At 72.7% G+C, this 25,657-nt stretch carries 20 protein-coding genes; 13 read left to right on the forward strand and 7 right to left on the reverse strand.

The genetic code is table 11. From position 1 onward, the window contains the following. Positions 1-25 precede the first annotated feature (25 nt). The 10 genes from AQJ30_RS11915 (at position 26) to AQJ30_RS11960 (ending at position 11,339) form a co-directional block, all read left to right on the forward strand. Complete coding sequence (locus AQJ30_RS11915; protein ID WP_067232301.1) at positions 26-961, forward strand: carbohydrate ABC transporter permease; 936 nt, start codon at positions 26-28, stop codon at positions 959-961. Next, positions 958-1,854 carry a carbohydrate ABC transporter permease gene (locus AQJ30_RS11920; protein WP_067232303.1) on the forward strand — a complete coding sequence of 299 codons (897 nt, stop codon included), beginning with the start codon at positions 958-960 and terminating at the stop codon, positions 1,852-1,854. Before AQJ30_RS11915 ends, AQJ30_RS11920 begins: the two co-directional genes overlap by 4 nt. Then, on the forward strand, positions 1,854-3,050 hold the full coding sequence (locus AQJ30_RS11925) for a Gfo/Idh/MocA family protein (protein WP_067232305.1): 1,197 nt from the start codon (positions 1,854-1,856) through the stop codon (positions 3,048-3,050). Before AQJ30_RS11920 ends, AQJ30_RS11925 begins: the two co-directional genes overlap by 1 nt. Further along, positions 3,047-3,892 (forward strand): DUF6807 domain-containing protein, encoded by an 846-nt coding sequence (locus AQJ30_RS11930; protein WP_067232308.1) that lies wholly within the window; start codon positions 3,047-3,049, stop codon positions 3,890-3,892. Before AQJ30_RS11925 ends, AQJ30_RS11930 begins: the two co-directional genes overlap by 4 nt. After that, entirely contained in the window at positions 3,889-5,409 is a 1,521-nt protein-coding gene (locus AQJ30_RS11935) for a glycoside hydrolase family 43 protein (protein ID WP_067232311.1), read from the forward strand. The genes AQJ30_RS11930 and AQJ30_RS11935 overlap by 4 nt, the downstream gene beginning before the upstream one ends. Before the next feature lie 196 nt (positions 5,410-5,605). Then, positions 5,606-6,943 (forward strand): ABC transporter substrate-binding protein, encoded by a 1,338-nt coding sequence (locus tag AQJ30_RS11940; protein ID WP_067232315.1) that lies wholly within the window; start codon positions 5,606-5,608, stop codon positions 6,941-6,943. Between the two features lie 160 nt (positions 6,944-7,103). Then, a complete protein-coding gene (locus AQJ30_RS11945) occupies positions 7,104-8,423 on the forward strand; it encodes a pectate lyase family protein (protein WP_067232316.1) in 1,320 nt (439 codons plus the stop codon). 92 nt (positions 8,424-8,515) lie between these two features. Beyond that, positions 8,516-9,652, forward strand: coding sequence for a pectinesterase family protein (locus tag AQJ30_RS11950; RefSeq protein ID WP_067232319.1), 1,137 nt, complete (start codon positions 8,516-8,518; stop codon positions 9,650-9,652). A gap of 97 nt (positions 9,653-9,749) precedes the next feature. Then, the gene (locus AQJ30_RS11955; protein WP_067232322.1) at positions 9,750-10,547 is read left to right on the forward strand and encodes an HAD family acid phosphatase; all 798 of its coding nucleotides are present in this window, start codon (positions 9,750-9,752) and stop codon (positions 10,545-10,547) included. Between the two features lie 252 nt (positions 10,548-10,799). Next, entirely contained in the window at positions 10,800-11,339 is a 540-nt protein-coding gene (locus tag AQJ30_RS11960; protein WP_245726892.1) for a DUF4328 domain-containing protein, read from the forward strand. 511 nt (positions 11,340-11,850) lie between these two features. Here the strand turns inward: AQJ30_RS11960 and AQJ30_RS11965 are convergent. The 5 genes from AQJ30_RS11965 to AQJ30_RS11985 all read right to left on the reverse strand — a co-directional run bounded on the left by AQJ30_RS11965 (position 11,851) and on the right by AQJ30_RS11985 (position 17,362). Then, positions 11,851-12,279 (reverse strand): hypothetical protein, encoded by a 429-nt coding sequence (locus tag AQJ30_RS11965; protein ID WP_067232328.1) that lies wholly within the window; start codon positions 12,277-12,279, stop codon positions 11,851-11,853. Between the two features lie 26 nt (positions 12,280-12,305). Beyond that, positions 12,306-14,144: a hypothetical protein gene (locus AQJ30_RS11970; RefSeq protein WP_067232330.1), complete on the reverse strand. Its 1,839-nt coding sequence runs from the start codon at positions 14,142-14,144 to the stop codon at positions 12,306-12,308. A gap of 173 nt (positions 14,145-14,317) precedes the next feature. Further along, positions 14,318-15,148, reverse strand: a complete 831-nt coding sequence (locus tag AQJ30_RS11975) for a hypothetical protein (RefSeq protein WP_067232332.1) — start codon at positions 15,146-15,148, stop codon at positions 14,318-14,320. Then, on the reverse strand, positions 15,145-15,711 hold the full coding sequence (locus tag AQJ30_RS11980; protein WP_067232334.1) for a SigE family RNA polymerase sigma factor: 567 nt from the start codon (positions 15,709-15,711) through the stop codon (positions 15,145-15,147). The genes AQJ30_RS11975 and AQJ30_RS11980 overlap by 4 nt, the downstream gene beginning before the upstream one ends. Positions 15,712-15,913: 202 nt before the next feature. After that, positions 15,914-17,362: a peptidoglycan D,D-transpeptidase FtsI family protein gene (locus AQJ30_RS11985; protein WP_067232336.1), complete on the reverse strand. Its 1,449-nt coding sequence runs from the start codon at positions 17,360-17,362 to the stop codon at positions 15,914-15,916. 206 nt (positions 17,363-17,568) lie between these two features. Here AQJ30_RS11985 and manA point away from each other — a divergent pair, with 206 nt between their 5' ends. The 3 genes from manA (at position 17,569) to AQJ30_RS12000 (ending at position 21,911) form a co-directional block, all read left to right on the forward strand. Next, positions 17,569-18,807: a mannose-6-phosphate isomerase, class I gene (gene manA, locus AQJ30_RS11990; protein ID WP_067232339.1), complete on the forward strand. Its 1,239-nt coding sequence runs from the start codon at positions 17,569-17,571 to the stop codon at positions 18,805-18,807. Between the two features lie 52 nt (positions 18,808-18,859). Beyond that, on the forward strand, positions 18,860-19,819 hold the full coding sequence (locus AQJ30_RS11995) for an ROK family protein (RefSeq protein ID WP_067232341.1): 960 nt from the start codon (positions 18,860-18,862) through the stop codon (positions 19,817-19,819). A 457-nt stretch (positions 19,820-20,276) separates the two neighbouring features. Beyond that, entirely contained in the window at positions 20,277-21,911 is a 1,635-nt protein-coding gene (locus tag AQJ30_RS12000; RefSeq protein ID WP_067232343.1) for a cellulase family glycosylhydrolase, read from the forward strand. Positions 21,912-21,988: 77 nt separating this feature from the next. Here AQJ30_RS12000 and AQJ30_RS12005 read toward each other — a convergent pair whose 3' ends face one another. Both AQJ30_RS12005 and AQJ30_RS12010 read right to left on the reverse strand, forming a co-directional pair. Next, positions 21,989-23,017 (reverse strand): LacI family DNA-binding transcriptional regulator, encoded by a 1,029-nt coding sequence (locus AQJ30_RS12005; RefSeq protein ID WP_067232345.1) that lies wholly within the window; start codon positions 23,015-23,017, stop codon positions 21,989-21,991. Further along, on the reverse strand, positions 23,014-25,443 hold the full coding sequence (locus AQJ30_RS12010; protein ID WP_067232348.1) for a glycoside hydrolase family 2 protein: 2,430 nt from the start codon (positions 25,441-25,443) through the stop codon (positions 23,014-23,016). Before AQJ30_RS12010 ends, AQJ30_RS12005 begins: the two co-directional genes overlap by 4 nt. Positions 25,444-25,657: the final 214 nt, after the last annotated feature.

The raw sequence follows: 25,657 nt of genomic DNA on the forward strand, positions 1-25,657 counted from the left end.
GACGTACCGAGAACGGAGAACAGTCATGGCCCAAGCCGCAGCCGTGGCGAAACCGCCCGCGCCACCGAGGCGGCGCCGTGCCTCCGCCACGCCGCGCAGACTGCCGTACCTGCTGATCGCACCGGCCGCCCTGCTGATGCTGGGCTTCATCGCCTACCCGGTGGTCAGCGTCTTCTACTACAGCCTGCAGCACTACAACCCCACCAAGCCCTGGCGCAACGGCTACGCGGGCCTCGACAACTTCGTGCGCGTCTTCACCGACGACCCGCAGTTCTGGGACACCCTGACCTTCAGCGCCAAGTGGGTCTTCGTCGAGGTCGGCCTCCAGCTGCTGTTCGGCCTGGCGCTCGCGCTCATCGTCAACCAGACCTTCGTCGGGCGGGGACTGGGCCGCGCCATGGTGTTCTCGCCCTGGGCCGTGTCCGGCGTGCTGACCTCCGCGATCTGGGTGCTGCTCTACAACTCCCAGACGGGCCTCACCCGTTACCTCGCCGACCTCGGCATCGGCTCCTACGGCACCAGCTGGCTGTCCGACACCTCCACCGTCTTCCCGGCCGCGGTCGTCGCCGACCTGTGGCGCGGGGTGCCCTTCTTCGCGATCCTCATCCTCGCCGACCTCCAGTCCGTCTCCAAGGACCTGTACGAGGCCGCCGAGGTGGACGGGGCGGGCAGGCTCCAGCAGTTCTGGCACATCACCCTGCCCCACCTGAAGGACGCGATCGTCCTGTCCACGCTGCTGCGCGCGGTGTGGGAGTTCAACAACGTCGACCTGCTCTACACCCTGACCGGCGGGGGCCCGGCCGGCGAGACCACCACCCTGCCGCTGTACATCGCCAACACCAGCGTGGACGCCCACAACTTCGGCTACGCGTCCGCCCTGACCACCGTCGCGTTCGTGATCCTGCTCTTCTGCTCGATGGTCTACCTGCGCCTGAGCAAGTTCGGAGGTGCGTCCAAGTGATCACCGAGGAGGCCACCCAGGCCGCGCCCGCCCCCGTGCGCGCGACGCCCGAGCCGCCCCGCCCCGCCACCCGCCACCGGGCCTGGGACGAGGTGCCCCGCTGGCACGTCTACCTGCCCCTGTCGGTCTACCTGGTCTTCACCCTCGTCCCCTTCTACTGGATCGTGCTCTTCGCCCTGCGCCCGGCCGGCTCCACCTCGCTCGTGCCCTGGCCCGTCACCTTCGACCACTTCGAGAAGGTGTGGACCGAGCGCAGCTTCGGCACCTACTTCCAGAACAGCGTCCTCGTCGGGCTGTGCACGCTGGTGCTGACGACGCTGGTCGCGCTGGCCGGCGGCTACGCGCTCGCCCGCTTCGACTTCAAGGTCAAGCGCGGGTTCCTGCTCGCCCTGCTGTGCTCCCAGTTCGTGCCCGGCGCGCTGCTGCTGGTCCCGCTGTTCGAGATCTTCGCGAAGCTGCAGCTGATCAACTCGCTCGGCAGCGTCATCCTCGCCGAGACCGTCTTCCAGCTGCCGCTGTCGATGATCCTGCTCAGCAACTTCATCAAGAACGTGCCGTACTCCCTGGAGGAGGCGGCCTGGGTGGACGGCTGCAACCGGCTGACGGCCTTCCGGATCGTCGTGCTACCCCTGCTGCGCCCCGGCCTGATCGCCGTCGGCTCCTTCGCCTTCGTGCACTCCTGGAACCACTTCCTGTTCGCCCTGATGTTCCTCAACAACCAGGACAAGCAGACGATCCCGGTCGGCCTCAACACCCTGATGAGCGCGGACAGCGTCGACCTCGGCGCCCTCGCCGCGGGCGGCATCATCGCCGCCGTGCCCGTGGTGCTCGTGTTCGCCTTCATCCAGAAGTGGCTGATCACCGGCTTCAGCGCGGGGGCGGTGAAGGGCTGATGACGAACCGTCACCGAAGCGTCGAGGCGCGGGACATGCCGGTCCCCGTCGTGCTGGCCGGCGCGCGCGGACACGGCCGCTGGCACCTGGACAACATCCGCCGCCTCCAGGACAAGGGCATCGTCCGCCTGGCCGGCCTGTGCGAGCTGACCCCGCTCACTCCCGACGAGGTCCCCGAGGGCCTCGGCACCCCCGAACAGTCCGCCGACCTCGGCGCGCTGCTCGACGCCACCGGCGCCCGGGTCGCGGTCGTCTGCACGCCGATCCCGACCCACACCGACCTGGCGCTCACGGCCGCCCGCCGCGGCGTGCACCTGCTCCTGGAGAAGCCCCCCGCCCCGTCCTACGCCGCTTTCCGCCGTATGGCCGAGGGGGTCGCCGAGGCCGGTGTGGCCTGCCAGATCGGCTTCCAGTCGCTCGGCTCCCACGCCGTGCCCGCCATCCTCCGGATGCTCGCCGACGGGGCGGTCGGCGAGGTCACCGGGGTCGGCGGGGCCGGTGCCTGGTCCCGGCCGGAGGCGTACTACCGGCGCGCCCCCTGGGCCGGCCGGCGGCGGATGGACGGCGCCGACGTCGTCGACGGGGCGCTGACCAACCCGCTCGCGCACGCCGTCGCCACCGCCCTCGCCCTCGCCGGCGCCACCCGCGCCGAGGACGTCACCGGCGTCGAGACCGAGCTGTGGCACGCCAACGCCATCGAGTCCGACGACACCTCGTGCGTGCGCGTCACCACCGTGGCCGGCCACCGCGTCACCGTCGCCGCGACCCTGTGCGCCGAACACCCCGGCGAGCCCTACGTCCTGGTGCACGGCACCCGCGGCCGGATCACGTACTGGTACAAGCAGGACCGCGTGCTCCTCCAGCGCGCCGACCACGGCCCCGAGGAGTTCCGGTACGGCCGCACCGACCTGCTGGAGAACCTCGTCGAGCACCTCGTGGACGGCGTGGACCTGCTGGTCCCGCCGGACGCCACCGGCGCCTTCATGAAGGTCGTCGAGGCGGTCCGCACCGCCCCCGACCCGGCCCCGCTGCCCGCCACCGCCTGGCAGCTCGCCCCCGGCGAGCGGCGCCGCGTGGTGCCCGGCGTGGACGCCCTGGTCGCCGCCGCCGCCGACACGCTGTCCCTGTACTCCGAACTGGACGCCGACTGGGCGCGGCCCGCCACCGACCCGGCCGGAGGGGGGAACGCCCGATGACCACCGACGACGTCACCGTACTGCGCGTCGCGGGCCGCCCCGTCGCCCGCTACGTCACCCGGCCCGAGCTGCCCGCCCGGCTCTCGCCGCGCCCCTACCTGCACCCCGTCACCACCCTGGCCGGCACCACGGTCACCGACCTGGCCCCCGCCGACCACGCCCACCACCTCGGCGTCGGTGTCGCCGTTCCCGACGTCGAGGGGACCAACTTCTGGGGCGGACGCACCTACGTGCGCGACCAGGGCCCGACCGAGCTCGACAACCACGGGGCCCAGCGGCACACCGGCTTCCAGCTGCGCGACCCCGACGGCTTCGTGGCCCAGCTGCGCTGGGTCGCCGCCGGGACCGAACTGCTGCGCGAGCGCCGTACCGTCGCCGCCACCGGACTCACCCCGGCCGCCTGGGCGCTGGACTTCACCTTCTCCCTGACCAACGTCACCCCGGACCCGCTGACCATCGGCAGCCCCGCCACCAACGGGCGCCCCGGAGCGGCCTACGGCGGCTTCTTCTGGCGCGCCCGCAAGGAGGACCGGGCACCGGACGCCTTCACCCCGGACGCGGAGGGCGAGGACCGGGTGCACGGCCGCCCCGCCGACTGGCTGGCCCTCGCGACAAACCGGTGGACCCTGGTGTTCGCGGGCGCCACCGACGCCACCCGCCGCGACCCCTGGTTCGTGCGCACCGCCGAGTACCCCGGCGTCGGCTCCTCGCTGGCCCCCGAGCGGCGCCTGGCCGTCGCCCCCGGCGACACGGCCGTGCGCCGGGTCGTCACCGTCGTCGCCGACGGCCGCCTGGGCCGCGCCGAGGCGGCGGCGCTGGTCCGCAAGGCGGTGGGCGCGTGACGACGTACACCAACCCGGTGCTGAACGCCGACTGGTCCGACCCGGACGTGGTCCGCGTCGGGGACGACTTCTACCTCACCGCCTCCAGCTTCGGCCGTGTGCCCGGGCTGCCGCTGCTGCACTCGCGCAACCTGGTCGACTGGACCCTCGTCGGACACGCCCTCGAACGCCTCGAACCCGAGGAGGAGTTCGCCCGCCCGCGCCACGACCGCGGCGTGTGGGCCCCGTCGGTCCGCCACCATGACGACCGCTTCTGGATCTTCTGGGGCGACCCCGACCACGGCGTCTTCCAGGTCAACGCCCCCGGCATCAGGGGCCCGTGGACCCGCCCGCACCTGGTGAAGGCGGGCCGGGGCCTGATCGACCCGTGCCCCCTGTGGGACGAGGAGACCGGCGAGGCGTACCTCGTGCACGCCTGGGCCAGGTCCCGGTCGGGCGTGAAGAACCGCCTCACCGGCCACCGGATGCACCCGGAGGGCACCGCGCTGCTCGACGAGGGCAAGGTGATCGTGGACGCGGACCGCATCCCCGGCTGGTTCACCCTGGAGGGCCCCAAGCTGCACCGCCACGACGGCTGGTTCTGGATCCTCGCGCCCGCCGGGGGAGTGGGGACCGGCTGGCAGGGCGCCTTCCGCTCCCGCGACTTCTTCGGCCCGTACGAGGAACGCATCGTCCTGGAACAGAAGGACACCGAGGTCAACGGGCCCCACCAGGGTGCCTGGGTGCGCACCCCGTCCGACGAGGACTGGTTCCTGCACTTCCAGCAGCGCGGGGCGTACGGCCGGGTCGTGCACCTCCAGCCGATGCGCTGGGACGGCCCGGACGGCTGGCCGGTGATCGGCGACGCCGGCGCCCCCGTCCTCGTCCACCCGCGGCCCGCCCTGCCCGCGCAGCCGCCCGCCGCACCGGCCACCGACGACGACTTCCCCGGCGGCCGGTACGGCCGGCAGTGGCAGTGGACGGCCAACCCCCGGGCCGGCTGGGCCACCGAGCACTCCGGCGACGGACTGCGGCTCGCCTGCGTGCGCACCCCCGACGCGCACGACCTGCGCCGGGTGCCCCACGTGCTCACCCAGCGGCTGCCGGGCGCGCCCTCGATCGTCGAGGTGGACCTCGCACTGCGCACGGAGGAACCGGGGGCGCGGGCCGGGCTCGCCGTCCTCGGGGACGCCTACTGCTGGATCGGGCTCCAGCGGGGGACCGACGGGAGGGTCCACCTGGTGCACCGGTTCGCCGAGCCGGTCGCCGAGGCGGAACGCGACGCCGGGCAGTCCCGCCCGGCACCCGAGGGGCGGGTCCGGCTGCGCATCGAGACCGCTCCGGGCGCCCGCTGCCGCTTCTCCCACGACCTCGGCGGGGGCTTCGAGCCGTCCGGCCCGGTGTTCGCCGCCACCCCCTGGCGCTGGGTCGGGGCCCTGCTCGCCCTGTTCGCCCTCGCCCCCGCCGGCCACGCGCACGACGTCGGGGAGCACGCGGGAGCGGCCGCCTTCACCCGGTTCCGCATCCGCCCGCGGTAGCCCGCCGCCCCCCCCGCGTCCGTCGGGAGCCGCCTTGACGCACATCTGTCCAGCAAGCGCTTGCCGAGCTCTGTGACTTCCCCCCACGCACCCCCCCCCACGCGCGACCGCACGACCCCAGCACCGCCCCGTCATCCGACGGCCGTCACGTCCGCGTCGATCCAGAAGAGTCGATCCAGAAGAAGAGAGCCGACCAATGAAGACCAGCAGAAGCAGAAGCAGGCGGGCCGCCGTGGCCGTCGCCCTGGGATCCGTGCTCGCCCTGACCGCCACCGCCTGCGGGGACGACGGCAGCGGCTCCGGCGACAAGGGCTCCGAGGGCAGCGGCAAGGGCAGGATCGTCTTCTGGGACAACAACGGCGGTGTGCGCACCGACGTCTGGAAGCAGATCATCGCCGACTTCGAGAAGGCCAACCCGGACGTCGACGTCGAGTACGTCGGCATCGCCTCCACCGAGTACCAGTCCAAGGTGGACACCGCGATCCAGGGCGGCGGCCTGCCCGACGTCGGCGGGGTCGGCGCGGCGATGCTCGCCGGGTTCTCCGCGCAGGACGCGCTGGAGCCGCTCGACGGGCGGCTGGCGAAGTCCTCGCTCAACGGGCTGCTCAACAAGGACATGCTCACCTCGCTGAAGGCCGCGGGCGGCCGCGACGGCCGGCTGTACTCGGTGCCGACGTCCGCCAACAACGGCGTCCTGTACTACCGCACCGACCTGTTCCAGAAGGCCGGCCTCCAGGCGCCGACCACCTGGGACGCGTTCTTCACGGCCGCCGAGAAGCTCACGAACGCGGGCCGGAACGAGTTCGGCTACACCATCCGCGGCGGCGCCGGCTCCATCGCCCAGGCCCTGGACGCGATGTACGGGCAGTCCGGCATCACCTCGTTCTGGAACGGCGACAGGACCACCGTCAACGACCCCGCGAACGTGGCCGCGCTGGAGAAGTACGCCGGGCTGTACAAGAAGGCCACCCCCGCCGCCGACGTCAACAACGACTTCACCAAGATGGTCGCGCAGTGGGACTCCGGCACGATCGGGATGCTCAACCACAACCTCGGGTCGTACCAGGACCACGTGAAGGCGTTCGGCGCCGCCAAGTTCCGCGGCATCCCGCAGCCGACGCGGCCCGACGGCAAGCGGGTGCAGGTGTCCAACCCGGTGGACGGGCTCGGCCTGTTCAAGAGCTCCAGGAACAAGGAGGCCGCCTGGAAGTTCATCGAGTTCGCGGCCTCGCGCGCCGAGAACTCGAAGTTCAACGAGTCGGCGGGCCAGGTCCCGGCCAACACCCAGGCCGCACAGGACCCCTGGGTGCAGAAGTCCGAGCCGACGAAGCTCGCCGCGGCGGCGCTGAGCGACGGCTCGACGACCATCGTGCAACTGCCGTACTACCTGCCCGACTGGAACACGATCTCCAAGGCCGACAACGAGCCGAACTTCCAGAAGGTGCTGCTCGGGAAGATGAGCGCGAAGAAGTTCCTGGACACGTTGGCCGAGCAGTTGAACGAGGCGCAGGCCGAGTGGAAGCGGCAGGGGTAGCCGCCGGCTGAGCGGGTGCCGGATTGCGTGGGGGCGGTCTGTTCGTCGCGGGGTGCGGACCGCCCCTGGCCTGTCGCGCAGTTCCCCGCGCCCCTGAGGGGCGAGTGACACCCCGTCCAGGCAAGTCCGGAGACGTTCCGAGAAGAGAGAGCCGCACACGATGAACGTACAGAAGTGGCATGCGCATGCCATTGCGCGAGCCGCCGCGGTGGTCGGCTGCACCGGCCTGGTGGTGGCCCTGACCGGCACGGTGGCCCAGGCGCACCCCCGCGACCCCGCCCGGCAGGTGCTGGGCGCCCAGGACGGCTGGGGGGCGTACGGCACCGGGACCACCGGTGGCGCGGCGGCCGACGCGGCGCACGTGTACACCGTCACCACCTGGGACCAGTTCAAGGCCGCCCTCGCCGCCGGCGGCGACGCACCCAGGATCATCAAGGTCAAGGGCGTCATCGACGCCGTCTCCGAGGGGTGCGACGCCTTCGCCGTCCCCGGCTACGACTTCGACGCCTACCTGGCGGCGTACGCGCCGGAGACCTGGGGCCTGGACACCGACCTCAGCGCCGAGCCCGACGACAGCCCCGAGGGGCTGCGGCGTGCCTCGGCCGCCCGGCAGGACCAGTCCGTCAAGGCGAACGTCCCCTCCAACACCACGATCATCGGGGTCGGCCGGGGCGCCGGGTTCAAGGGCGCCAGCCTCCAGATCAAGGCCGTCGACGACGTCATCGTCCGCAACCTGACGTTCGAGAGCCCCGTCGACTGCTTCCCCCAGTGGGACCCGACCGACGGCAGCCGGGGCAACTGGAACTCCGAGTACGACACCGCCGTGGTGTACGGCTCCACCCACGTGTGGCTGGACCACAACACCTTCACCGACGGCAGCCACCCCGACAGTGCCGCGCCCACCTACTTCGGGATGCTCTACCAGCAGCACGACGGCGAGCTCGACATCGTCCGCGGCGCGAACTACGTGACCGCCTCCTGGAACGTCTTCACCGAGCACGACAAGACGATCCTCATCGGCAACAGCGACAGCGAGTCCACCGCGGCCGGCGACCGCGGCAAGCTCAAGGTGACCTTCCACCACAACCTGTTCGAGAACCTCGTCGAACGCGCCCCGCGCGTGCGGTTCGGGCAGGTCGACTCCTACAACAACCACTTCGTGGCGGACGGGGACTACTCCTACAGCTTCGGCGTCGGCAAGGAGTCCCAGCTCGTCGCCGAGCACAACGCGTTCACGCTGCCCGAGGGCGTCGCCGCGGGCAGGATCCTCAAGCGCTGGAACGTCTCGCCGGTGACCGCCGACGACAACTACGTCAACGGCGAGCGCGTCGACCTGATCGCCGTGCACAACGCGCAGATCCCCGCCGAGACCCTCCAGCCGGGCGCCGGCTGGACCCCGGCCCTGCGCACCCGGGTCGACCCGGCGAGGGCCGTCCCCGGGATCGTCCACCACCGCGCGGGCGCCGGCCGCCTGCGCTGACACCCCGCCCCGCCCGGCCGGGGCGGACCGCACCGCCTCCCCACCCGGGAGGCGTCCGCCCCGGCCGCACACCCCATCCGAGGAGCACCCGTATGCGCTCACCCCACCCGCACCCGTCGTCGTCCCGCAGGCGATTCCTCCTGGCGGGCGCCGGCGCCGGGGCCGGCGCCGCGCTCGCGCTGAGCGCCGCGCCGTCGTGGGCCGGTCCGGGGCGGCCCCCGTTCGGCCGCTTCGGTTCCCCCGCCGCCCGCCCCACCCCGCGGACCCTGTACGTCGACCCTGCCGGCCGTGGCGACCACACCACCGTCTCCGCCGCCGTGTCCGCCGCGTCCGGCAGCGGCTGGACGCTCGTCCTGGCGCCCGGCACCTACCGCGAGACGGTCGCCGTGTCCGCCGCGCGCACCGGGGCGACCTGGATCGGCGCCTCCGAGGACCCCCGCGACGTGGTGATCGTGTACGACAACGCGGCCGGCACCCCCAAGCCCGGCGGCGGCACCCTCGGCACCACCGGCTCGGCCACCACCACCGTCCAGGCCGACGGCTTCACCGCCCGCTGGATCACCTTCGCCAACGACTGGCTGCGCGCCGACCACCCGGGCGTCACCGGCACCCAGGCGGTGGCCCTGAAGGTGCAGGGCGACCGCAGCGCGTTCTTCCACTGCCGGTTCCTCGGCCACCAGGACACCCTGTACGCCGACTCCACGGCGCTGACCGCGTTCGCCCGCCAGTACTACGCCCACTGCCACGTCGAGGGCGACGTCGACTTCGTGTTCGGCCGGGCCACCGCCGTCTTCGAGCACTGCCACTTCCGCACCCTGGACCGCACCGACCTGGCGGCGGCCCCGTACGGCTTCGTGTTCGCGCCCTCGACCGCCGGGGCCAACCCGCGCGGCTACCTGGTCACCCACGGCCGGGTCGGCAGCGCGGCCCCCGACGCCGCGTACAAGCTGGCCCGCCCCTGGGTGCCCAGCTCCGACACCACCGCCCGCCCCATGCTCACCGTCCGCGAGACCCGCCTCGGCCCCGGCATCGACGCGGTGGCGCCGTACGCCGACATGTCGAGCGCCCACCCGTGGCAGGACCAGCGCTTCGCCGAGTACCGCAACACCGGCCCCGGCGCCGTGATCACCGTCCCCGCGAACCGTCCGCAACTCACCCGGGTGCAGGCCGCGTCGGCGACCCGTGAGGCGTACCTCGGGGACTGGACGCCCTGGACGGAGGGCTGCTGATCCGTGGAGCCCGCGCCGCACGCAAGCGGGCGCTTGACCCGTTTTTTGCCCGGCGGGTCTCGCGCCCGCCGGGGTGACGCGCGTAGAAAAGCATGTCATGCATAAGTCACTGCGCCTCGCGGCGGTCGCCGCCACCTGTGCCGTCGCCGGAGCCGCCCTGTACGGCGCCGGCGCCGCCACCGCCGGCCAGACCACGGCCAACTCCACCCACGAGCCCTACAACATCGGGCTGCTGGTGAAGGACATCGACGCCTACTACGGCACGGCGGCCGACGCCGACGGCGTGTACCAGGCCTCGCCGACCAGCCCGTACGCCCAGGACCTCGCGTCCGTCGACCGGGCGGCGCGCACGTACATCGACAAGGCGGCCCGCAAGGCGCTGCACAAGGGCGAGAAGCCCGCGGTCGTCTTCGACATCGACGACACCCTGCTGCTGAGCCTCGACTACGAGAAGCGCTACAACTACACCTACAACTCGGCCAGCTGGGCGGCCTACGTCAACCGCGCCGACCGCCCGGCGGTCTTCGGCAGCCCGGAACTCGTCCGCTACGCCGAGTCCAAGGGCGTCGAGGTCTTCTACAACTCCGGGCTCAGCGAGGCCCAGCGCTCCGCCGCCGTGGCCAACCTGAAGAAGGTCGGTGTCGACGTCAACCTGGACGCCGACCACATGTTCCTCAAGAACACGGCCACCCCGCCCGCCTACCTGAGCGCCTGCGCCACGCCGGGCACCTGGACCTGCACCACCGTGCAGTACAAGTCCGGCACCCGCGAGCACATCGAGCGGGACCTGGGGTACGACATCATCGCCAACGTCGGCGACCAGTACTCCGACCTCGAGGGCGGCCACGCCGACCGCACCTACAAGCTGCCGAACCCGACGTACTTCGTCGGCTGAACCGGGCCCACTGGGCCGGTTGTTGAGAGTCGGTGCTGCTTCACGTCCCGCACCGCGGCCGTCGCGGTGCGGGGCGCAGCCCGAGGAGGCGCCGCTCGGCCCTCGGCGCGCCCAGCCCGTGCGCCCTATGATCATCCCGGCTCGGCGTCCGCCGTGCCCGCGTACTCCATAAGGACAGGGCCGAGGACGATGACGCGTACCGCCCGGAAAGCTCCGTGGGTCCTTGCCCGTTGTGCGCAGACGGCGACAGCGGTGGCCGCGGCGGCGGACGTGTTCCGTGCCGTGGCGGTCCGGGACGACGTCCTGCAGGCCACCGGGGCGTCCCAGCACCGCTCGGGCCTCGTCTCCGTGGTCTTCGTCGATCTGATGACCGTCGCGGTCGTGCTGTTCCTCGTGTGGCTCGCCCGGTCCCGGCGCAACGCCCGGGAACTGTCCCCACGAGCCTCGTTGCCGGGTGCGGTGTGGACCGTCGGGGCGTGGTTCGTCCCGGGGGTCAACTTCGTCGTTCCGCGCCGGTTCGTCCTGGACATCGGGCGGGCGAGTTCCCTGGCCTGGCGGGAGAACCGGGACACGGCGCTGGTGAACCTGTGGTGGGCCGCGTGGGTCGCCCACGCGCTGGTACTCATGCTGGCGAACCGGACGGCCCCGGACTCGATGCCCCTGCTGGTGGTGGCGGAGGCGCTGATGATCACCGCGGCCGTACTCCTGGTCCTGGTCATCGAACGCGTCACGACACTCCAGGGCTTCGCACTCGGCACCACCGTACCCGTCGCCCGCTTCGGCCAGGTGTGAGCGCCTGAGTTCCGAGTAACCGCAGGGGAGGGTGGCGGCGGGAGCGCCCGCGAGCTGCTGACCAGCCGTACAGGGGGGACGAGATGATTCAACCGGGAAGAGGGCGACAGATCTTACTCTTCGGCATGCTGGCTCTCGTCTGCGGTGCCCTTCTCTTGGCGCTCTCCACCAAAGGCCCGGCGGGCGCAGTCGGACTGCTGCTCGTTGCGGGTGGAGTTCTGTGCGTGCCTGTGGCTCTGATCAGCAAAAGGAACAGATGACGTGCCCGTGACGTCGGCCCAGCAGAATGCGCACCCAAGCCGACCACGAGTGGTCAAGACCGGTCGGGCTGACGAGGAGCCATGACGTGGCCCAAGGCGGCGGACGCCGGCAGACGTCCTGGCGGAGACCCTCGCGAGCCCGGCGCAGCGACTGAGCCGACGTCGTCCGGCCTCCGCCCTCTCCTACATGCGACCTGTGCCCGCTGGTCGGCCGAACAACAAGCAGCCCGGACGGGCATGCCGACGACCTGTCAGGCGTCAGGCGTCCCCGGGCGCGTCTCGCGGATGATCTGGTCGCCGTGCTGGTTCATGAACACCTTGCCATGGTCCTGAGCCGTGCCTTGCTGCCGGTACGAGGTGGTGGCGGGCCGGGGCGGTGGCAGTGACGCGATGGTGGAACGGAGTTCGTCGGCGGCCTCGGGATGCTCCTCGAGCAGGTCCTGGAGGCGGACCTGCCAGGTGCGGCGGGCCTCGGCCAACGCGCGGTCACCGTCCTGGGTTCGCGCGGTGTGCCGCAGGGCGTCGAGGCGCCGGGACGCCGCCTCGACCCGGTCCGGGTCGCCCCGGCTCAGGAGCCGCACGAAGCGGTCGCGGGTCGTCTGCCAGGCGTCCGTAGAGGCGGCAGAGACGAGGGCCGCGGAGCCGGCCGCAGCGAGTTGGGTCAGCCAGTCGGAGATCACGGGCGCGTCCTCCTGCGGTGCTGGTTCTAGTGTGGGGTCGGGGAACGGCGCGCGTTCCAGTCCCCGGTGGCGTTGTAGCAGTCGGTGCTGAAGGTGCCGTGCATGCCGGCGCCGTCCATGCTTCCGGTGAAGGTGATCTTCCCGGTGCTCTTCACGGTGCCGAAGGTGATGCGGTCGCCCTCGACCGCGCCGCTGACGGGACCGCCGAGGTCGCAGCCCGTACCGTCGACAGTGAGTCGGCCGGTCATGCGGTTGCCGTTCTGGGCCAGCTTCGCCGTGAAATCACCTGTGGCGAAGTCGGTCGCCCACACTCCGGCCCAATCGCCGGTCAGGGTGTGCGTAGCGCTGGGAGACGGGGACCGCTGTGCCGTTGCCGACGGTGGCACGGACGGCGTGACGGCCAGTCCGAAGTCCGAGTACCGGACGGAGACGGGAAGTCCGTCGGCCGGTGCCCCTGTCCTGAGCCGCACCAGTCGGGCCTCGTCGTCGATGCGGGCCGTGAACGGCACGCCGGATCCGCCGGCCGGAGGTGAGGTGGACGCGCCGGTCGTCGGTGTGGCAGACGCTGTGCCCGCGCGGACGGCCAGAGCTGCGGCCATCGGGCTCGCCGCCCCCGCTGCCGCCGGCGCGGCGGAGGGGGACAACGTTCCCGTGAACTCGCAGCCGTTGCGCCGTGCCGTCACCACCGACCGAAGTTGGCGTGCGGGGGCCGCGGGATCGACCGCGTCGGTGAAGGATCCGTCGCTGCGTACCCAGCGGGGATCCGCGCCTGAGGGAACGGTGGTTCCAGCGGGGAGGACGACTTCGCCCTGGGCGATCGTGCCGGTCACCACCGGTCCGTCGGTCAGGCCCTGTGTGAACCACGCGTTGCGGGACTGCGGGTCCGCCGCGCCCGTGACTTGGTGCGGGCCCCGGGTGATGTCGAAGCGGAAGCTCGTCAACTCGACACGGCGGGCGGCTTCCGCAAGGACGGCGCGCGACGACTGGCCGTGGACCGCGGCGTCGCACGAGCCGTGGTCGGACGTCCGCGTCAGTACGACGGTCACCGTGGTGACCACGACCACCACCACCGACACCACAACCGCCACCGCTGGGACGCCGACACCACCGGTCCCGCTACCAACGGCTCCCGCGATCCTCCCGGACAGGCCGGAAGTGGCCTTGCCCATGGCGGTGGAGCCGACCTTGGCCGCCGCGGTGGTGCCCGGGGTCGTGGCGCCGCCTGCCGTGGCCCCGGCGCCGGGGGCGGCTGCCGGGTTCGCCAGTGGCGCTTGCGGAAGCTGACCCCGGCCCGCTGCGTCCACGGCCTCGGCGGCGAAGTGGCGAGCGGCGGCGACTCCACCGGTCGCCGCGCCCGTTCCCCCGATGGCGGTCGCAACGATGGCGCCGCCTCGGCTGAGTCCGCCGGGGCGCGGGGCGAGGCCCAGCACGACCTGGTAGTAGATGTTGCCGTTCTGGACTGCGTTGACTGTGCCGTGGCCGGTTGCCACGGCGACTTGCGTACCGGTGTCGTCCGGCCTGGGCAGCAGAGACCGTACGGTCTCGGTGAACCGGCGCGCCTCTTCCGCTCGTTCGGGGTCATCCGCGAGTGCCGCCGCGATCTCCTGCTGCCACTGCGGCAGCGAGTCGATCAGATAGGCATTCGGGTCCTCGTCCTCCCGCTCGCGACGCAGCGCCTCGGCGGCCCAGGCCTCGACGCGGTCACCGGCCGAACCTTCCTCGTCGTCCAGCAGACCGACGACCTGGTCCCGTGCCTGCGGCCACGCCTCCGTGCCGATGGCTGCGGCGAGATGCTCGGCCGCGTCCACGGCCGGATCCGTGGCCCGCCCGTTCGTGTCGTCGTCACCCTGCGTACCCCAAGCCATGGCTGCCGCTTCCCCCGATGCGCTGCGCCCCGCCTCACTGTCGCGAAGCTAGCAGCCGCAGCATGGTCAGAAACGGGTTCGTGCCAAGGCGGAGCAGCCGATCGGGGCAAGGGCGTGCGCAGGGGCGCGCAGGGGGCGCGTACACCACCCGTCGCGCACCCGCTCAACCCGGCCTAGCCGCCGCTGTCCCCGCGGGCCGCGAAGTCGCCGCCGACGTCGTAGCGGTCGCCGGCGGTGGTCGCCCGGACCGCGTAGTCGTCCTCGCGGGCGTCGCGTCCGCCGCGTGCGTGGTCGTACTGTCCCGCGAAGACCCATTCGCCCCGGGGGACCGTACGACCCTCCTTGAGCACCCAGGTGTAGACGAGGAAGCCGTCGCGTTCGGCCAGCGTGAACGTGAAGTCGGCCTCGGGCAGCGACCGCCAGGCGCCCGTCGAGGACACCCCGCCGGTCTGGGCGATCCTCAACTGCACGGTGAGGGCGGTGAGTTCGGTGGAGGTCTTGAAGGTGACGTTGCTCTGCGCCCAGAAGTCGTTGCTGTGCGGGTCGACCGAGCCGTCCGACCACAGCGGGCCGGCCTCGGTGTCGTCCGTGGCGGGCAGCGGGGCGGAGGGCGGGGAGGTCGCCGGACGGGACGGTGTGGAGCCCGGCCGGTCCCGCTCCGGGGTCCCGCCGCTCGCGCTCGCCGAGGGGAAGGACGCGGGGGGACGGCTGGTCGCCGGTGTCGGGGACACGGCGACCGTCTGCGGGGCGGGGGCGTCGTCGCCGACCACCGAGGCGACGGCGTAGCCGCCGGCCGCGAGCAGCCCGGCGACCGCCGCCGTGGCCCCCGCGATCCGCGCCCAGCCGGCCACCGGGGTACGGGTCGCCCGGTGGCCGGGCCGCTCCTGGCCCGCCATGCCGCGCTCGATGCGGGCCAGGATGCGCGCGCGGTCGGGCTGGTGCGCCCCGGCCGCCTCCCGCAGCCGGGCGCGCAGCTCGTCGTGCACGTCCCGCTGCGTCGTCATCGGTCCCTTCCTCCGGCCTCGCTGGTGCGCGCCATCACCGCGTGCACCCTGTGCGGCGCTCCCTGCGCGCCGAGCAGCTTCTGCAGCTCGGCCACCCCCTTGGACGTCTGGCTCTTCACCGTACCCACCGAGATCCCCAGGGCGAGAGCGGTGTCCTTCTCCGAGAGGTCGAAGGCGTGCCGCAGCACCACGCAGGCCCGCTTGCGGAACGGCAGCCGGCGCAGCGCCGACTGGACGTCCACCACGCCCGCGACGTCGGGGTTCTCCGTCCGCTCCTCGCGCTGGGACCAGAACAGGGAGATCCTGCGCCGCTCGCGCACGGCGCTGCGCACGCGGGTGCGGGCCAGGTTGGCGACGACGCCCCGCGCGTAGGCCACCGGGTGGTCGGCCGCGCGCACCCGGTCCCAGCGGTGCCACAGGGCGAGCAGCGCGTCCGCCGCGAGGTCGTCGGCGGCGTCCGGCTCGCCCGTCAACAGCCGGGCCAGGCGCGACAGTTCCGCGTAGTGGGCTTCGAAGAAGGCGTGGAACTCCACCGAGGCGGCGTCGTCGACGACTGTGCCCACGGGCGACCTCTTCTCGGTGCGGGCGGCGCCGGGCGGGGCGCCTGTGCGCGTCGGGCGGACGGCGGGGGAGGAGGTCCCGGGAAGATCATCGGGACGCGACCCGGAAGCGTAGCAGCGCCCCACGGCGTTGCTCGTACGGGGCTTCGAGCACCGTATGACAGCCCGAACCGCCGCCGGGCGCGCTTGCGCAGATCGGTCCGCCCTACGTGAGCGCCGCCTTCATCATCGCCCGGGCCACCGGGGCCGCCAGGCCGTTGCCGCTCACCTCGGAGCGGGCCGCGTCCGACTGCTCGACCATGACGGCCACGGCCACCTGCTTGTCCCCGGCCGTCGCGTAGGACGTGAACCAGGCGTACGGCGTCTTGCTGTTGTTCTCGCCGTGCTGGGCCGTGCCCGTCTTGCCGCCGACGGTGACGCCGGCGATCCGCGCGTTGGTGCCGGTGCCCTCCTCCACCACCGTCTGCATCGCGGAGCGCAGTTGCGCGGCGGTGCGGGAGCTGACGATGCGGGTGGTCCGCGCGCCGTCGTCGTAGTCCTCCAGGGTGTCGCCGCCGCCGTCGGTGATCCGGTCGACCATGTGCGGCGCCACCAGCTCGCCGTCATGGGCGAGGGCCGCGGAGACCATGGCCATCTGCAGCGGGGTGGCCGTCACGTCGAACTGGCCGATGCCGGTCAGCGCGGTCTGCGCCCGGTCCATGCCCGTGGGGTACACGCTGGTGTACGCCCGCACCGGCACGTCCCGCGTGCTGTCGTTGAAGCCGAACTTCTCGGCCGTCGCCCGCACCTTGTCCTGGCCCAGGTCGACGGCCATCTTCGCGAAGACGGTGTTGCAGGAGTACTGCAGGGCGACCCGGATCGAGGCGTTCGTGCAGGGCGCCGAGGCGCTCTCGTTGCGCAGCGGGGTCACCGTGCCCGGCAGGGTGTAAGGGCTCGGGCTCACGGTCGGCTCGTCGACCGACGAGTACAGCCCGTCCTCCAGCGCGGCCGCCGCGACCACCAGCTTGAACGTCGAGCCCGGCGGCAGCGGCTGGCGCAGGGCTCGGTTGGTCAGCGGCTTGTCCGGGTCGGCGTTCAGCCGCTTCCAGGCGGTGCCCGCGGTGGTGGCGTCGGTCAGCGTCGACGGGTCGTACGACGGCGTCGACACCGCGGCGAGGATCCGGCCGGTCCCCGGGTCGATCGCGACGGCCCCGCCCTTGGTGTCGCCCAGCGCGTCGTACGCCGCCTCCTGCACGTCCGGGTCGATGGTCGTGACCACGTTGCCCGGATCGGCCCGCTCGTTCGTGAGGGTGTCCAGCACGGTCTTCAGCCGCGTGTCGGTGCCGCTGAGCAGGTCGGCGTAGATGCCCTCCAGCTGGGTCGGCGCGTACGCCTGCGAGGCGTAGCCCGTCACCGCCGCGTACAGCGGGCCGTTCGTGTACGTGCGTCTGTACCGCAGGTCGCTGCCCTCGGTGACCGCCGAGCCGGTGACCGCCCGGCCGGCCACGACGATGTTCCCGAGCGGCTCCGCGTACGTCTGGATCGCGTTGCGCCGGTTGTGCTGGTCGTCCGCCAGTGCCCGGCCTTCGTAGAACTGCACCCAGGTCGCCCGGACCAGCAGGGCGAACACCAGGAGCAGGGTGAAGAGCGAGGCACGCCTGATCGTCTTGTTCATCGCACGCGGAAGGACGAACGGAATGGGAGCAGACGTTCCCCGGCGCCCGGATTCTCATCGGACGTTCATGAAACGGCCGGTGTGTCCGGTCCGGCAGGCAGGCGTCCAGCCGGTGTGCCGCGACAGGAGATGAGTCACTATACCGGTTCAATAACAAGGCCCATCAGGGGCGGTTCCTCATCCGTTCGCGAAGTTAGCGTACGGCCGTGGACGTATTGCAACCGATCATCAAGCCCTATCACTGGGGTTCGCGCGACGCGCTGGCCCGTCTGCAGGGCCGGGACGTTCCCGCGGCCGGCCCCGAGGCCGAGCTGTGGATGGGCGCGCACCCGGCCGGCCCCTCGGGCCTGACCCGGGACGGGCGGCGGACCACCCTCCAGGACCTCGTCGCCGCGGACCCCGAACGGGAGCTCGGGGCCCCGTGCGCCCGTCGGTTCGGCGGCCGCCTGCCCTTCCTGCTGAAGATCCTCGCGGCCGACCGGCCCCTGTCCGTCCAGGTGCACCCCGACCGGCAGCAGGCGCGCTCCGGCTTCGCCGCCCAGACCGCGACCCCCGGGCGGCGGGTCTACGCCGACGACTGGCCGAAGCCGGAACTGCTCCACGCCTTGACCGCGTTCGAGGTGCTGGCGGGCTTCCGCAGTCGTGCCGAGGCCGTCGAGGTGTACGACGGGCTCGGCGTCCCCGCCCTCGCGCCTGTCGTGGCCGTCCTGCGGACGGGCGACGGCGCCGACGCCCTGCGCGAGGCGCTGCGCACCGTGCTGAACTGGCCCTCCGGTGACCGCCGCTCCCTGGTGTCTGCGGTGGTGGCGGCGAGCGCGCGGCTGGGCGCCTCCCCGGGGCCGTACGCCGCCGCCTACGCCACGGTGGCCGGCATGGCCCGGCACCATCCCGGCGACCTGGGACTCGTCGCCTCCCTGCTGCTGCGGCACCAGGTGCTGGAGCCGGGCGCCACGCTGTACATGCCGCCCGGTGGCCTGCACGCCTATGTGCGCGGAGTCGGCGTCGAACTGCTGGCCAACTCCGACAACGTGCTCCGTGCGGGCCTGACCGGCAAGGAGGTCGACGTCCCGGAACTGCTGCGGATCACCGACCCGGGCGCCCGGGTCGCCCTGGTGGCACCGCGGGCCCTCGGCGGTCCCGGACGTACCTGGGCCTACGACTGCCCCGTGGAGGAGTTCGCGCTGCACCGGACCGCACTGGGTGCGGCACCCCGGCCGGTGGTGCCGACGGCGGGTCCCCGCATCGTCCTGTGCCTGGACGGAACGGCGCGGCTGGGCACGCCGGACGGTGAGGAGGTCCTGCTGCGCTCCGGGGCCTCCTGCTTCCTGTCCGCCGCGGACGAGGGGGTGACGGCGCAGGGGGACGGCACGCTCTTCGTGGCGTCCCCGGGACGGCCCTGCTCCACCGGGCCGGTCGGTCCGAGCGCGCCCCGCCCCCATCAGTGAGACAACGTTGTCAGATCGGCCGAGGAGGACTCGTGCCGGCATCCGGAGAGGAATGAGCACACCCATGTACGCAGCTCTCGACATAGGCGGCACCAAGATCGCCGGGGCGCTCGTCGACGAAGCGGGCTCCGTCGTCCGCAGGGTCGAACTACCCACCCCTGCGAAGGAGTCGGAGGCTCGGCTGGTGAGCACCCTGGACGCGGTGATCGACGCACTGGCGGTCGAGCCGGCCTGGTCGGCCGTCCGGGGGCTGGGTATCGCCAGCGCGGGGCCGGTGGACACGGCGGCCGGCACGGTCAGCCCGGTGAACATTCCGGCGTGGCGGGAGTTCCCGCTGGTCGAGAGCGTCCGCTCCCACCACGCGCTGCCCGGGACCATCGAGCCGGTGCTCCTGGGGGACGCCGTGGCGGTGGCCGCCGCCGAGCACTGGCGCGGCGCCGCCCGGGGCGTGGACAACGCGCTGTGCATGGTCGTCTCCACCGGCGTGGGAGGCGGCTTCGTGCTCGGTGGAAGGCTGTACCCGGGCCCGTCGGGCAACGCCGGCCACATCGGCCACATCTCCGTGGAGCTGGACGGGCCGCCCTGCGCGTGCGGGGCGCGCGGGTGCCTGGAGGCTTACGCCAGCGGGACCGCCATCGCCCGGCACGCCCAGCGGGCCGGCTGGGCGCCGCCGGCCGGAGTGCCGGCCACCGCCGCCGCCGTGGCGGTGGCCGCGCGCGAGGGCGACGAACGGGCCCTGGCCGCGTACGACCGGTCCGCCAGGGCCCTGGCTGCCGCGATCGCGGGCAGCGCCACGCTGCTCGAGATCGAGGTCGCGGTCATCGGCGGGGGCGTCGCGCAGGCGGGCGACACGCTGTTCACGCCGCTGAGGCGGCACTTGAGGACGTACGCGACGCTCGACTTCGCCCGCCGGGTCGAGGTGCGGCCCGCGGCCCTGGCGCAGGACGCGGGCCTCGTCGGCGCGGCGTCCGCGGCCCGCCGGCAGGCCGCGGTGGCCGGCGCCGCGACCTGACGAGCCGCACCGTCGTCGACGCGTCGGACGCGCCCCGGGCGCCGCCAGCCCGGGGAACTCCCTTCGACCGAAGGCGCGCACCGCGCACTCGGTTTCTCCGGCATGCCCTCTCGCGGCCGCAGATGTCACCGGACCGGTTACTTAACCGGTTCTGTCAAAAGGATTGCCCGGCATCCGGAAACGCCCCTAACCTCGGCGTTGCGAACGGGCAGGAATGCGTTCAGCGCAGTGAGCCCGCCGTCCGCACCGGTCGGAGGCCGTACGCGTACGCACGGGACCCATCCGCACCCGACCGGGCACCGAGAGCCGTTCACGGAAGGCGGCGGCGCACCACCCTGCCCCACCGCGCCGCGCACGGTTGCCACCGCGCGGCAGACGACCACAGGGACCCGAGCGGGCCGGCACGGCCCCACAGGACCGCCGTGCCGCCCCTCGACCGAGCCGGGAGCGAACATCAATGAGAAGAACACTGGCCGCGGCCACGGGCGCCGTCCTCGCCGTGTGTGCCGCTTTCCTCGCGGGCGCGCCCCAGGCCCAGGCCGCGGGCACGACTGCCGGGTTCCACGTGCAGGACGGCAGACTCCTGGACGCCAACGGCAAGGACTTCGTCCTGCGGGGCGTCAACCACGCGCACACCTGGTACCCGGACCGCACCACCCAGGCGCTGAAGGACATCAAGGCCCAGGGCGCCAACTCCGTGCGCGTGGTCCTCGCCACCGGTGACCAGTGGACCAGGAACGACACGGCCGACGTCGCCGACGTCGTCAGCCAGTGCAAGGCGAACCGCCTCGTCTGCATCCTGGAGGCCCACGACACCACCGGCTACGGCGAAGCGGGTGCCGCCGCGCCGCTGTCCAAGGCCGTGGACTACTGGCTCGGCGTCAAGAGCGCCCTCGTCGGCCAGGAGAAGTACGTCCTGGTGAACATCGGCAACGAGCCGTACGGGAACACCGGTTACAGCGCCTGGACCGCCGACACCAAGACCGCCATCGGCCGGCTGCGCGCCGGCGGGATCGACCACACGCTCCTGGTCGACGCGCCCAACTGGGGCCAGGACTGGTCCTTCACCATGCGGGACAACGCAGCCGGCGTCTTCGCCGCCGACCCCGACCGCAACACCGTCTTCGACATCCACATGTACGGCGTGTACGACACCGCGGCCGAGGTCGGCGACTACGTCGGCCACTTCGTCTCGGCCGGACTCCCGCTCGTCATCGGCGAGTTCGGCAACATGCACTCCGACGGCGACCCCGACGAGGACGCCATCATGGCCACGGCCCAGGCGCGGGGCATCGGCTACCTGGGCTGGTCCTGGAGCGGCAACGGCGGCGGGGTCGAGTACCTCGACCTCGTGCAGGGCTTCGACGCCGCCCGGACGACCGCCTGGGGACAGCGCCTCTTCAACGGCGCCGACGGCATCAAGGCCACCGCCAAGGAAGCCTCCGTCTTCTCCGACGGCGGCAACAACGGCGGCGACACGACCGCGCCCACCGCCCCCGGCACACCGACCGCCTCCGACACCACCGCGAGCAGCATCCGCCTGAGCTGGCCGGCCGCCACCGACGACACGGGGGTGACCGGTTACGACGTCGTCCGCGTCAGCGGGTCCACGGAGACGGTCGTCGCCACCTCCACCACGACCGGTGCCACCGTCACCGGGCTGAGCGCGAACACCACCTACACCTTCGCCGTGTACGCCCGCGACGCCGCCGGCAACCGCTCGTCCCGCTCGGCCACGGTGACCGCAGCCACCCGTCCGGGCAGCACCACCGGCCCGTGCTCCGTCAGCTACCGGCTGAGCGACTGGGGCAGCAGCTTCAACGCCGACGTCACCGTCCGCAACACCTCCGCGCAGGCCGTCGACGGCTGGACCCTCGACTTCTCCTTCCCCGCGGCCCAGCGGATCAACTCCGTCTGGAACGCCAGGGCCACCCAGAGCGGGAGCCTGGTCCACGTCACCAACGAGTCCTGGACGAAGACGATCCCGGCGGCCGGCTCGGTCAGCTTCGGGTTCAACGCCTCCTCCACACCCGGGACCAACGGCGTCCCCGCCTCCTTCGTCCTCAACGGCACCACCTGCACCGTCTCCTGAACCGCACCGGTCGCCGCCACCCCGTCGAGGGTGGCGGCGGCCGACGCGGTGTGCGTCGGACACCCCGGGGGTGTCCCCTAGCCGCGCGGCGGAGCCGTCGACGCGCGCGGTACGAGGGACGGAGTGGCCACCGGCCGGGAGACGACGTCCTGCCCGGCGATGACGTCGAACAGCACCCGCGTGACCTGCGCGCCGAACCCGTGCACGTCGTGGCTCATCGCCGACAGCGTCGGATGGGTGAGCCGGCACAGCTGTGAGTCGTCCCAGGCGAGCAGCGACAGCTCGTCCGGCACCGAGACGCCCATCTCGGCGGCCACGCCCAGCCCGGCGACGGCCATCAGGTCGTTGTCGTAGACGATCGCCGTGGGCCGGTCCGCCGACAGCAGCAGGGACCGGGTGGCGCGGGCGCCCTCCTCGCCGGAGAAGCCGGTCTCCACGTGCGGACGGCCGTCCAGGCCCAGGGCCGCCATCGTCTCCTCGAACGCCTTCGCCCGGATGACGCTGTGCCCCAGCCCGGCCGGTCCCCCCACGCGGGCGATCCGCCGGTGGCCCAGAGCGGCGAGGTAGCGCACCGCTTCGGCCACGGCGACGGCGTCGTCGGTCCACACCGAGGGGAAGCCGCCCGTGAGGGTCGGGTGACCCACCGCCACGGCGGGCAGCCCCAGCTCGCGGAGCGGACCGACCCGGGGGTCCTCCTGGTGGAAGTCGACCAGGATCGACCCGGCGATCTGACGCTCCCGCCACCAGGACTGCTGGAGCCGGGTCTCCTCTTCGAGCGATCCCACCAGGCGCAGCAGCAGGGAGCAGTTGCGTTCGGCCAGCACGCTCTCGATGCCGGAGATGAACTCCATGTAGAAGGGTTCGAGGCCCAGCAGCCGGGCGGGCCGGCAGATCGCCAGCCCGATCGTGTCGACCGACTGGCGTGACAGGCTCCGCGCCGAGGAGTTCGGCGCCCACCCCAGTTGCCGGGCCGCGGCGAAGATGCGGGCACGGGTGGCCTCGGAGACGCCCGGCTTGTCGTTGAACGCGAGCGAGACCGCGCCCTTGGAGACACCAGCCGCTGCGGCGACGTCCTTGATCGTCACCCGCTCGGTCGGTGTGCTCACGCCGGTTCCACGCAGAAGAGCGCCGCCTGCACGGCGTTGGCACCGATCTCGGCCGCACCCCGGACCCGCAGCCGGACGCTCTCGCCGGGCAGCAAGGTCCGCAGGCCCGCGTCACATGTGGCGTCGGGGCCGAGCCGGTCGGCCTGGAGGAGGAGGTCGCGTACCAGGGTTCGTGCTGTCACCACGACGTCGACACTACCCGCCTCGTCGTCGGCCCGGGACCGCACGACGACGTCGTAGCGGGGTGCCGGGTAGGCGAAGTCCAGGTCGGGGACGGGGAAGTACAGGGCGCGCAGTCCGTCGGCGTCCGCGACCAGGAACTCCTTCGCCGACGTCGCGTCCGGGAGGAGGCCGTGCGGGACGACGACGCGGGCGACGGAGTGCGGGGCCGCCGCCGCGTCGAGTCCCGCGCTGCCGAGGACGGTGCCGTCCGCCGTCAGCCGCCGCAGGACGAGGTGCGGGTGCCAGGCCTCGCCGGACTGGTTGACCACGGCGATGACCAGGTGCCCGACGGGGGCCTCCGGGTCCTCCTGGACGCTGAGGAGGCGGTCCGCGTACACCCGGCGCAGCTCGTGGTAGAGCGGCTTGAGCCGGCCGTCGCCGTCGACGGCCGCCCAGGAGCTGACCGGCCAGCAGTCGTTCAGCTGCCAGACGACGGTGCCCGCGCACACGGGCCAGTGGGAGCGCCAGTGCTCGATGCCGGCGGCCACGGCCCGGGCCTGCACCACCTGCGCGAGGTAGTGCCAGCGGTCGAAGTCACCGTCGGGGAGGGCGAAGTGGCGGGCGATCCCCCGGTCGAGCTTGCCGTTGCCGTCCTCGGCCTTCTGGTGGTGCAGCATCCCGGGGGAGCCGGGGGCCAGGTCCTCGCCGGGGAGCGCGCGGCGCAGGGTGGCCACGGCGGGCGGCGCCTGCCAGCCGAACTCGGCGACGAACCGGGGCACGCTGTCGCGGTACCCGGCGTAGTCCCGCCGGTTCCACACCTCCCAGGAGTGGTGGGTGCCGTGCGCCGGGTCGTTGGGGTGGTGCTCCCAGGAACCGGACCACGGGCTGCCCGCGGTGTAGGGACGGGTGGGGTCGAGTTCGGCGACGACGCGGGGCAGGAGGTCCAGGTAGTAGCCGCCGCCCCAGGAGTCGCCGGCCAGCGCGGGCTCCCACTCCCAGTCCTTGAAGCCCCACAGGTTCTCGTTGTTGCCGTTCCACAGCACCAGCGACGGGTGCGGCATGAGGCGGACGACGTTGTCGCGCGCCTCGGCCTCCACCTCGCCGCGCAGCGGCTGCTCCTCGGGGTAGGCGGCGCAGGCGAACAGGAAGTCCTGCCAGACCATGAGGCCGAGTTCGTCGCAGGCGTCGTAGAAGGCCTCGTCCTCGTAGATGCCGCCGCCCCAGACCCGCACCAGGTCCACGCCCGCCCCGGCCGCCTGGCGCAACCGGGTGCGGTACCGCTCGGGGGTGACGCGGGAGGGGAAGACGTCGTCGGGGATCCAGTTCACGCCGCGCGTGAAGAGGCGCACGCCGTTGACCACGAAGGTGAACCCGCTGCCGTGCGCGTCGGGGGAACGGTCGACGTGGACCGTGCGGAAGCCGATCCGCCGCCGCCAGGAGTCCAGCGGCCGGCCCTCGCCGTCCTCGAGCACCAGGTCGAGCCCGTACAGCGGCTGCTCCCCGTGTCCGCGGGGCCACCACAGGGAGACGTCGGGCACCTCCAGGGTGACGACGGCGCGATCACCCTCCACCTCCGCACGCGCCTGCCTGCCCGCGACCGAGGCGCGCAGGGCCAGGCTGCGGCCGGCGGCTGAGGCCGTGCGCTCCAGGCCCACGTGGATCTCCACGCGCCCGGTGCCGTCGGTGACGGTCACCAGCGGCCGCACGTCCGACAGACGGGCCGTCGACCACCGCTCCAGCCGGACCGGCCGCCACATGCCGGCGGTGACCAGGGTCGGCCCCCAGTCCCAGCCGAAGCTGCACGCCATCTTGCGGATGTACTGGAAGGGCTCGGGATACACGTTGGGCCGCTCACCGGTCAGCTCCCGCACGGCGTCGGCCTCGTCGTAGGCGGACGCGAACCGCACGTCGAGCGTTCCGGCGGCGCCGGTCACGTCGAAGCGGTAGCTGCGGTGCATGTTGCGCGTGCGCCCCAGCTCGCGACCGTCCACCGTGATCACGGCCGCGGTGTCGAGGCCGTCGAAGACCAGGTCGGTGCGCTCGTGGCCGTCGCTCTCCGTGTCCCGCGGGTCCAGCGGGCGGCTGTACGTCCACGCCCGGCGGCCCACCCACGCGACGTCCATCTCGTTGAGTCCGAGGTACGGATCGGGGATCACACCCGCGGCCAGGAGATCGGTGTGCACGCAGCCGGGCACCTGCGCGGGCAGGCGCGCCCCGTCGTGCTGGAGAGTCCACTCCCCGGTGAGCTGGATGACGTCCTTCATGTGCGGCTCCTCATGGCGGCCGGCCTGGTGCGTACGACGCTGGTCGGGCAAGAACGCCCCCAACCTAACCCGCGTTGATTAACCGGTCTAGACCCCGCCATGAATCGTGGCCGGACCACACGATGCAGGTAGGAGGCTTGATCTGCTGCCCGACGGCGGATCCGGGTAACGATTATGTATCGCGGCCAACTCAGTAGCTTTACCGGTTCATGAG

This window comes from Streptomyces longwoodensis, assembly GCF_001514125.1.
In the GTDB taxonomy this organism is placed as follows: domain Bacteria; phylum Actinomycetota; class Actinomycetes; order Streptomycetales; family Streptomycetaceae; genus Streptomyces; species Streptomyces longwoodensis.

Bases quoted from the DNA above. Each gene is read 5' to 3' on its own strand.
- AQJ30_RS11915 (WP_067232301.1), top strand. From the start codon at position 26: ATGGCCCAAGCCGCAGCCGTGGCGAAACCGCCCGCGCCACCGAGGCGG.
- AQJ30_RS11925 (WP_067232305.1), top strand. From the start codon at position 1,854: ATGACGAACCGTCACCGAAGCGTCGAGGCGCGGGACATGCCGGTCCCC.
- AQJ30_RS11930 (WP_067232308.1), top strand. From the start codon at position 3,047: ATGACCACCGACGACGTCACCGTACTGCGCGTCGCGGGCCGCCCCGTC.
- AQJ30_RS11940 (WP_067232315.1), top strand. From the start codon at position 5,606: ATGAAGACCAGCAGAAGCAGAAGCAGGCGGGCCGCCGTGGCCGTCGCC.
- AQJ30_RS11945 (WP_067232316.1), top strand. From the start codon at position 7,104: ATGAACGTACAGAAGTGGCATGCGCATGCCATTGCGCGAGCCGCCGCG.
- AQJ30_RS11950 (WP_067232319.1), top strand. From the start codon at position 8,516: ATGCGCTCACCCCACCCGCACCCGTCGTCGTCCCGCAGGCGATTCCTC.
- AQJ30_RS11955 (WP_067232322.1), top strand. From the start codon at position 9,750: ATGCATAAGTCACTGCGCCTCGCGGCGGTCGCCGCCACCTGTGCCGTC.
- AQJ30_RS11970 (WP_067232330.1), bottom strand. From the start codon at position 14,144: ATGGCTTGGGGTACGCAGGGTGACGACGACACGAACGGGCGGGCCACG.
- AQJ30_RS11975 (WP_067232332.1), bottom strand. From the start codon at position 15,148: ATGACGACGCAGCGGGACGTGCACGACGAGCTGCGCGCCCGGCTGCGG.
- AQJ30_RS11985 (WP_067232336.1), bottom strand. From the start codon at position 17,362: ATGAACAAGACGATCAGGCGTGCCTCGCTCTTCACCCTGCTCCTGGTG.
- AQJ30_RS11995 (WP_067232341.1), top strand. From the start codon at position 18,860: ATGAGCACACCCATGTACGCAGCTCTCGACATAGGCGGCACCAAGATC.
- AQJ30_RS12000 (WP_067232343.1), top strand. From the start codon at position 20,277: ATGAGAAGAACACTGGCCGCGGCCACGGGCGCCGTCCTCGCCGTGTGT.
- AQJ30_RS12010 (WP_067232348.1), bottom strand. From the start codon at position 25,443: ATGAAGGACGTCATCCAGCTCACCGGGGAGTGGACTCTCCAGCACGAC.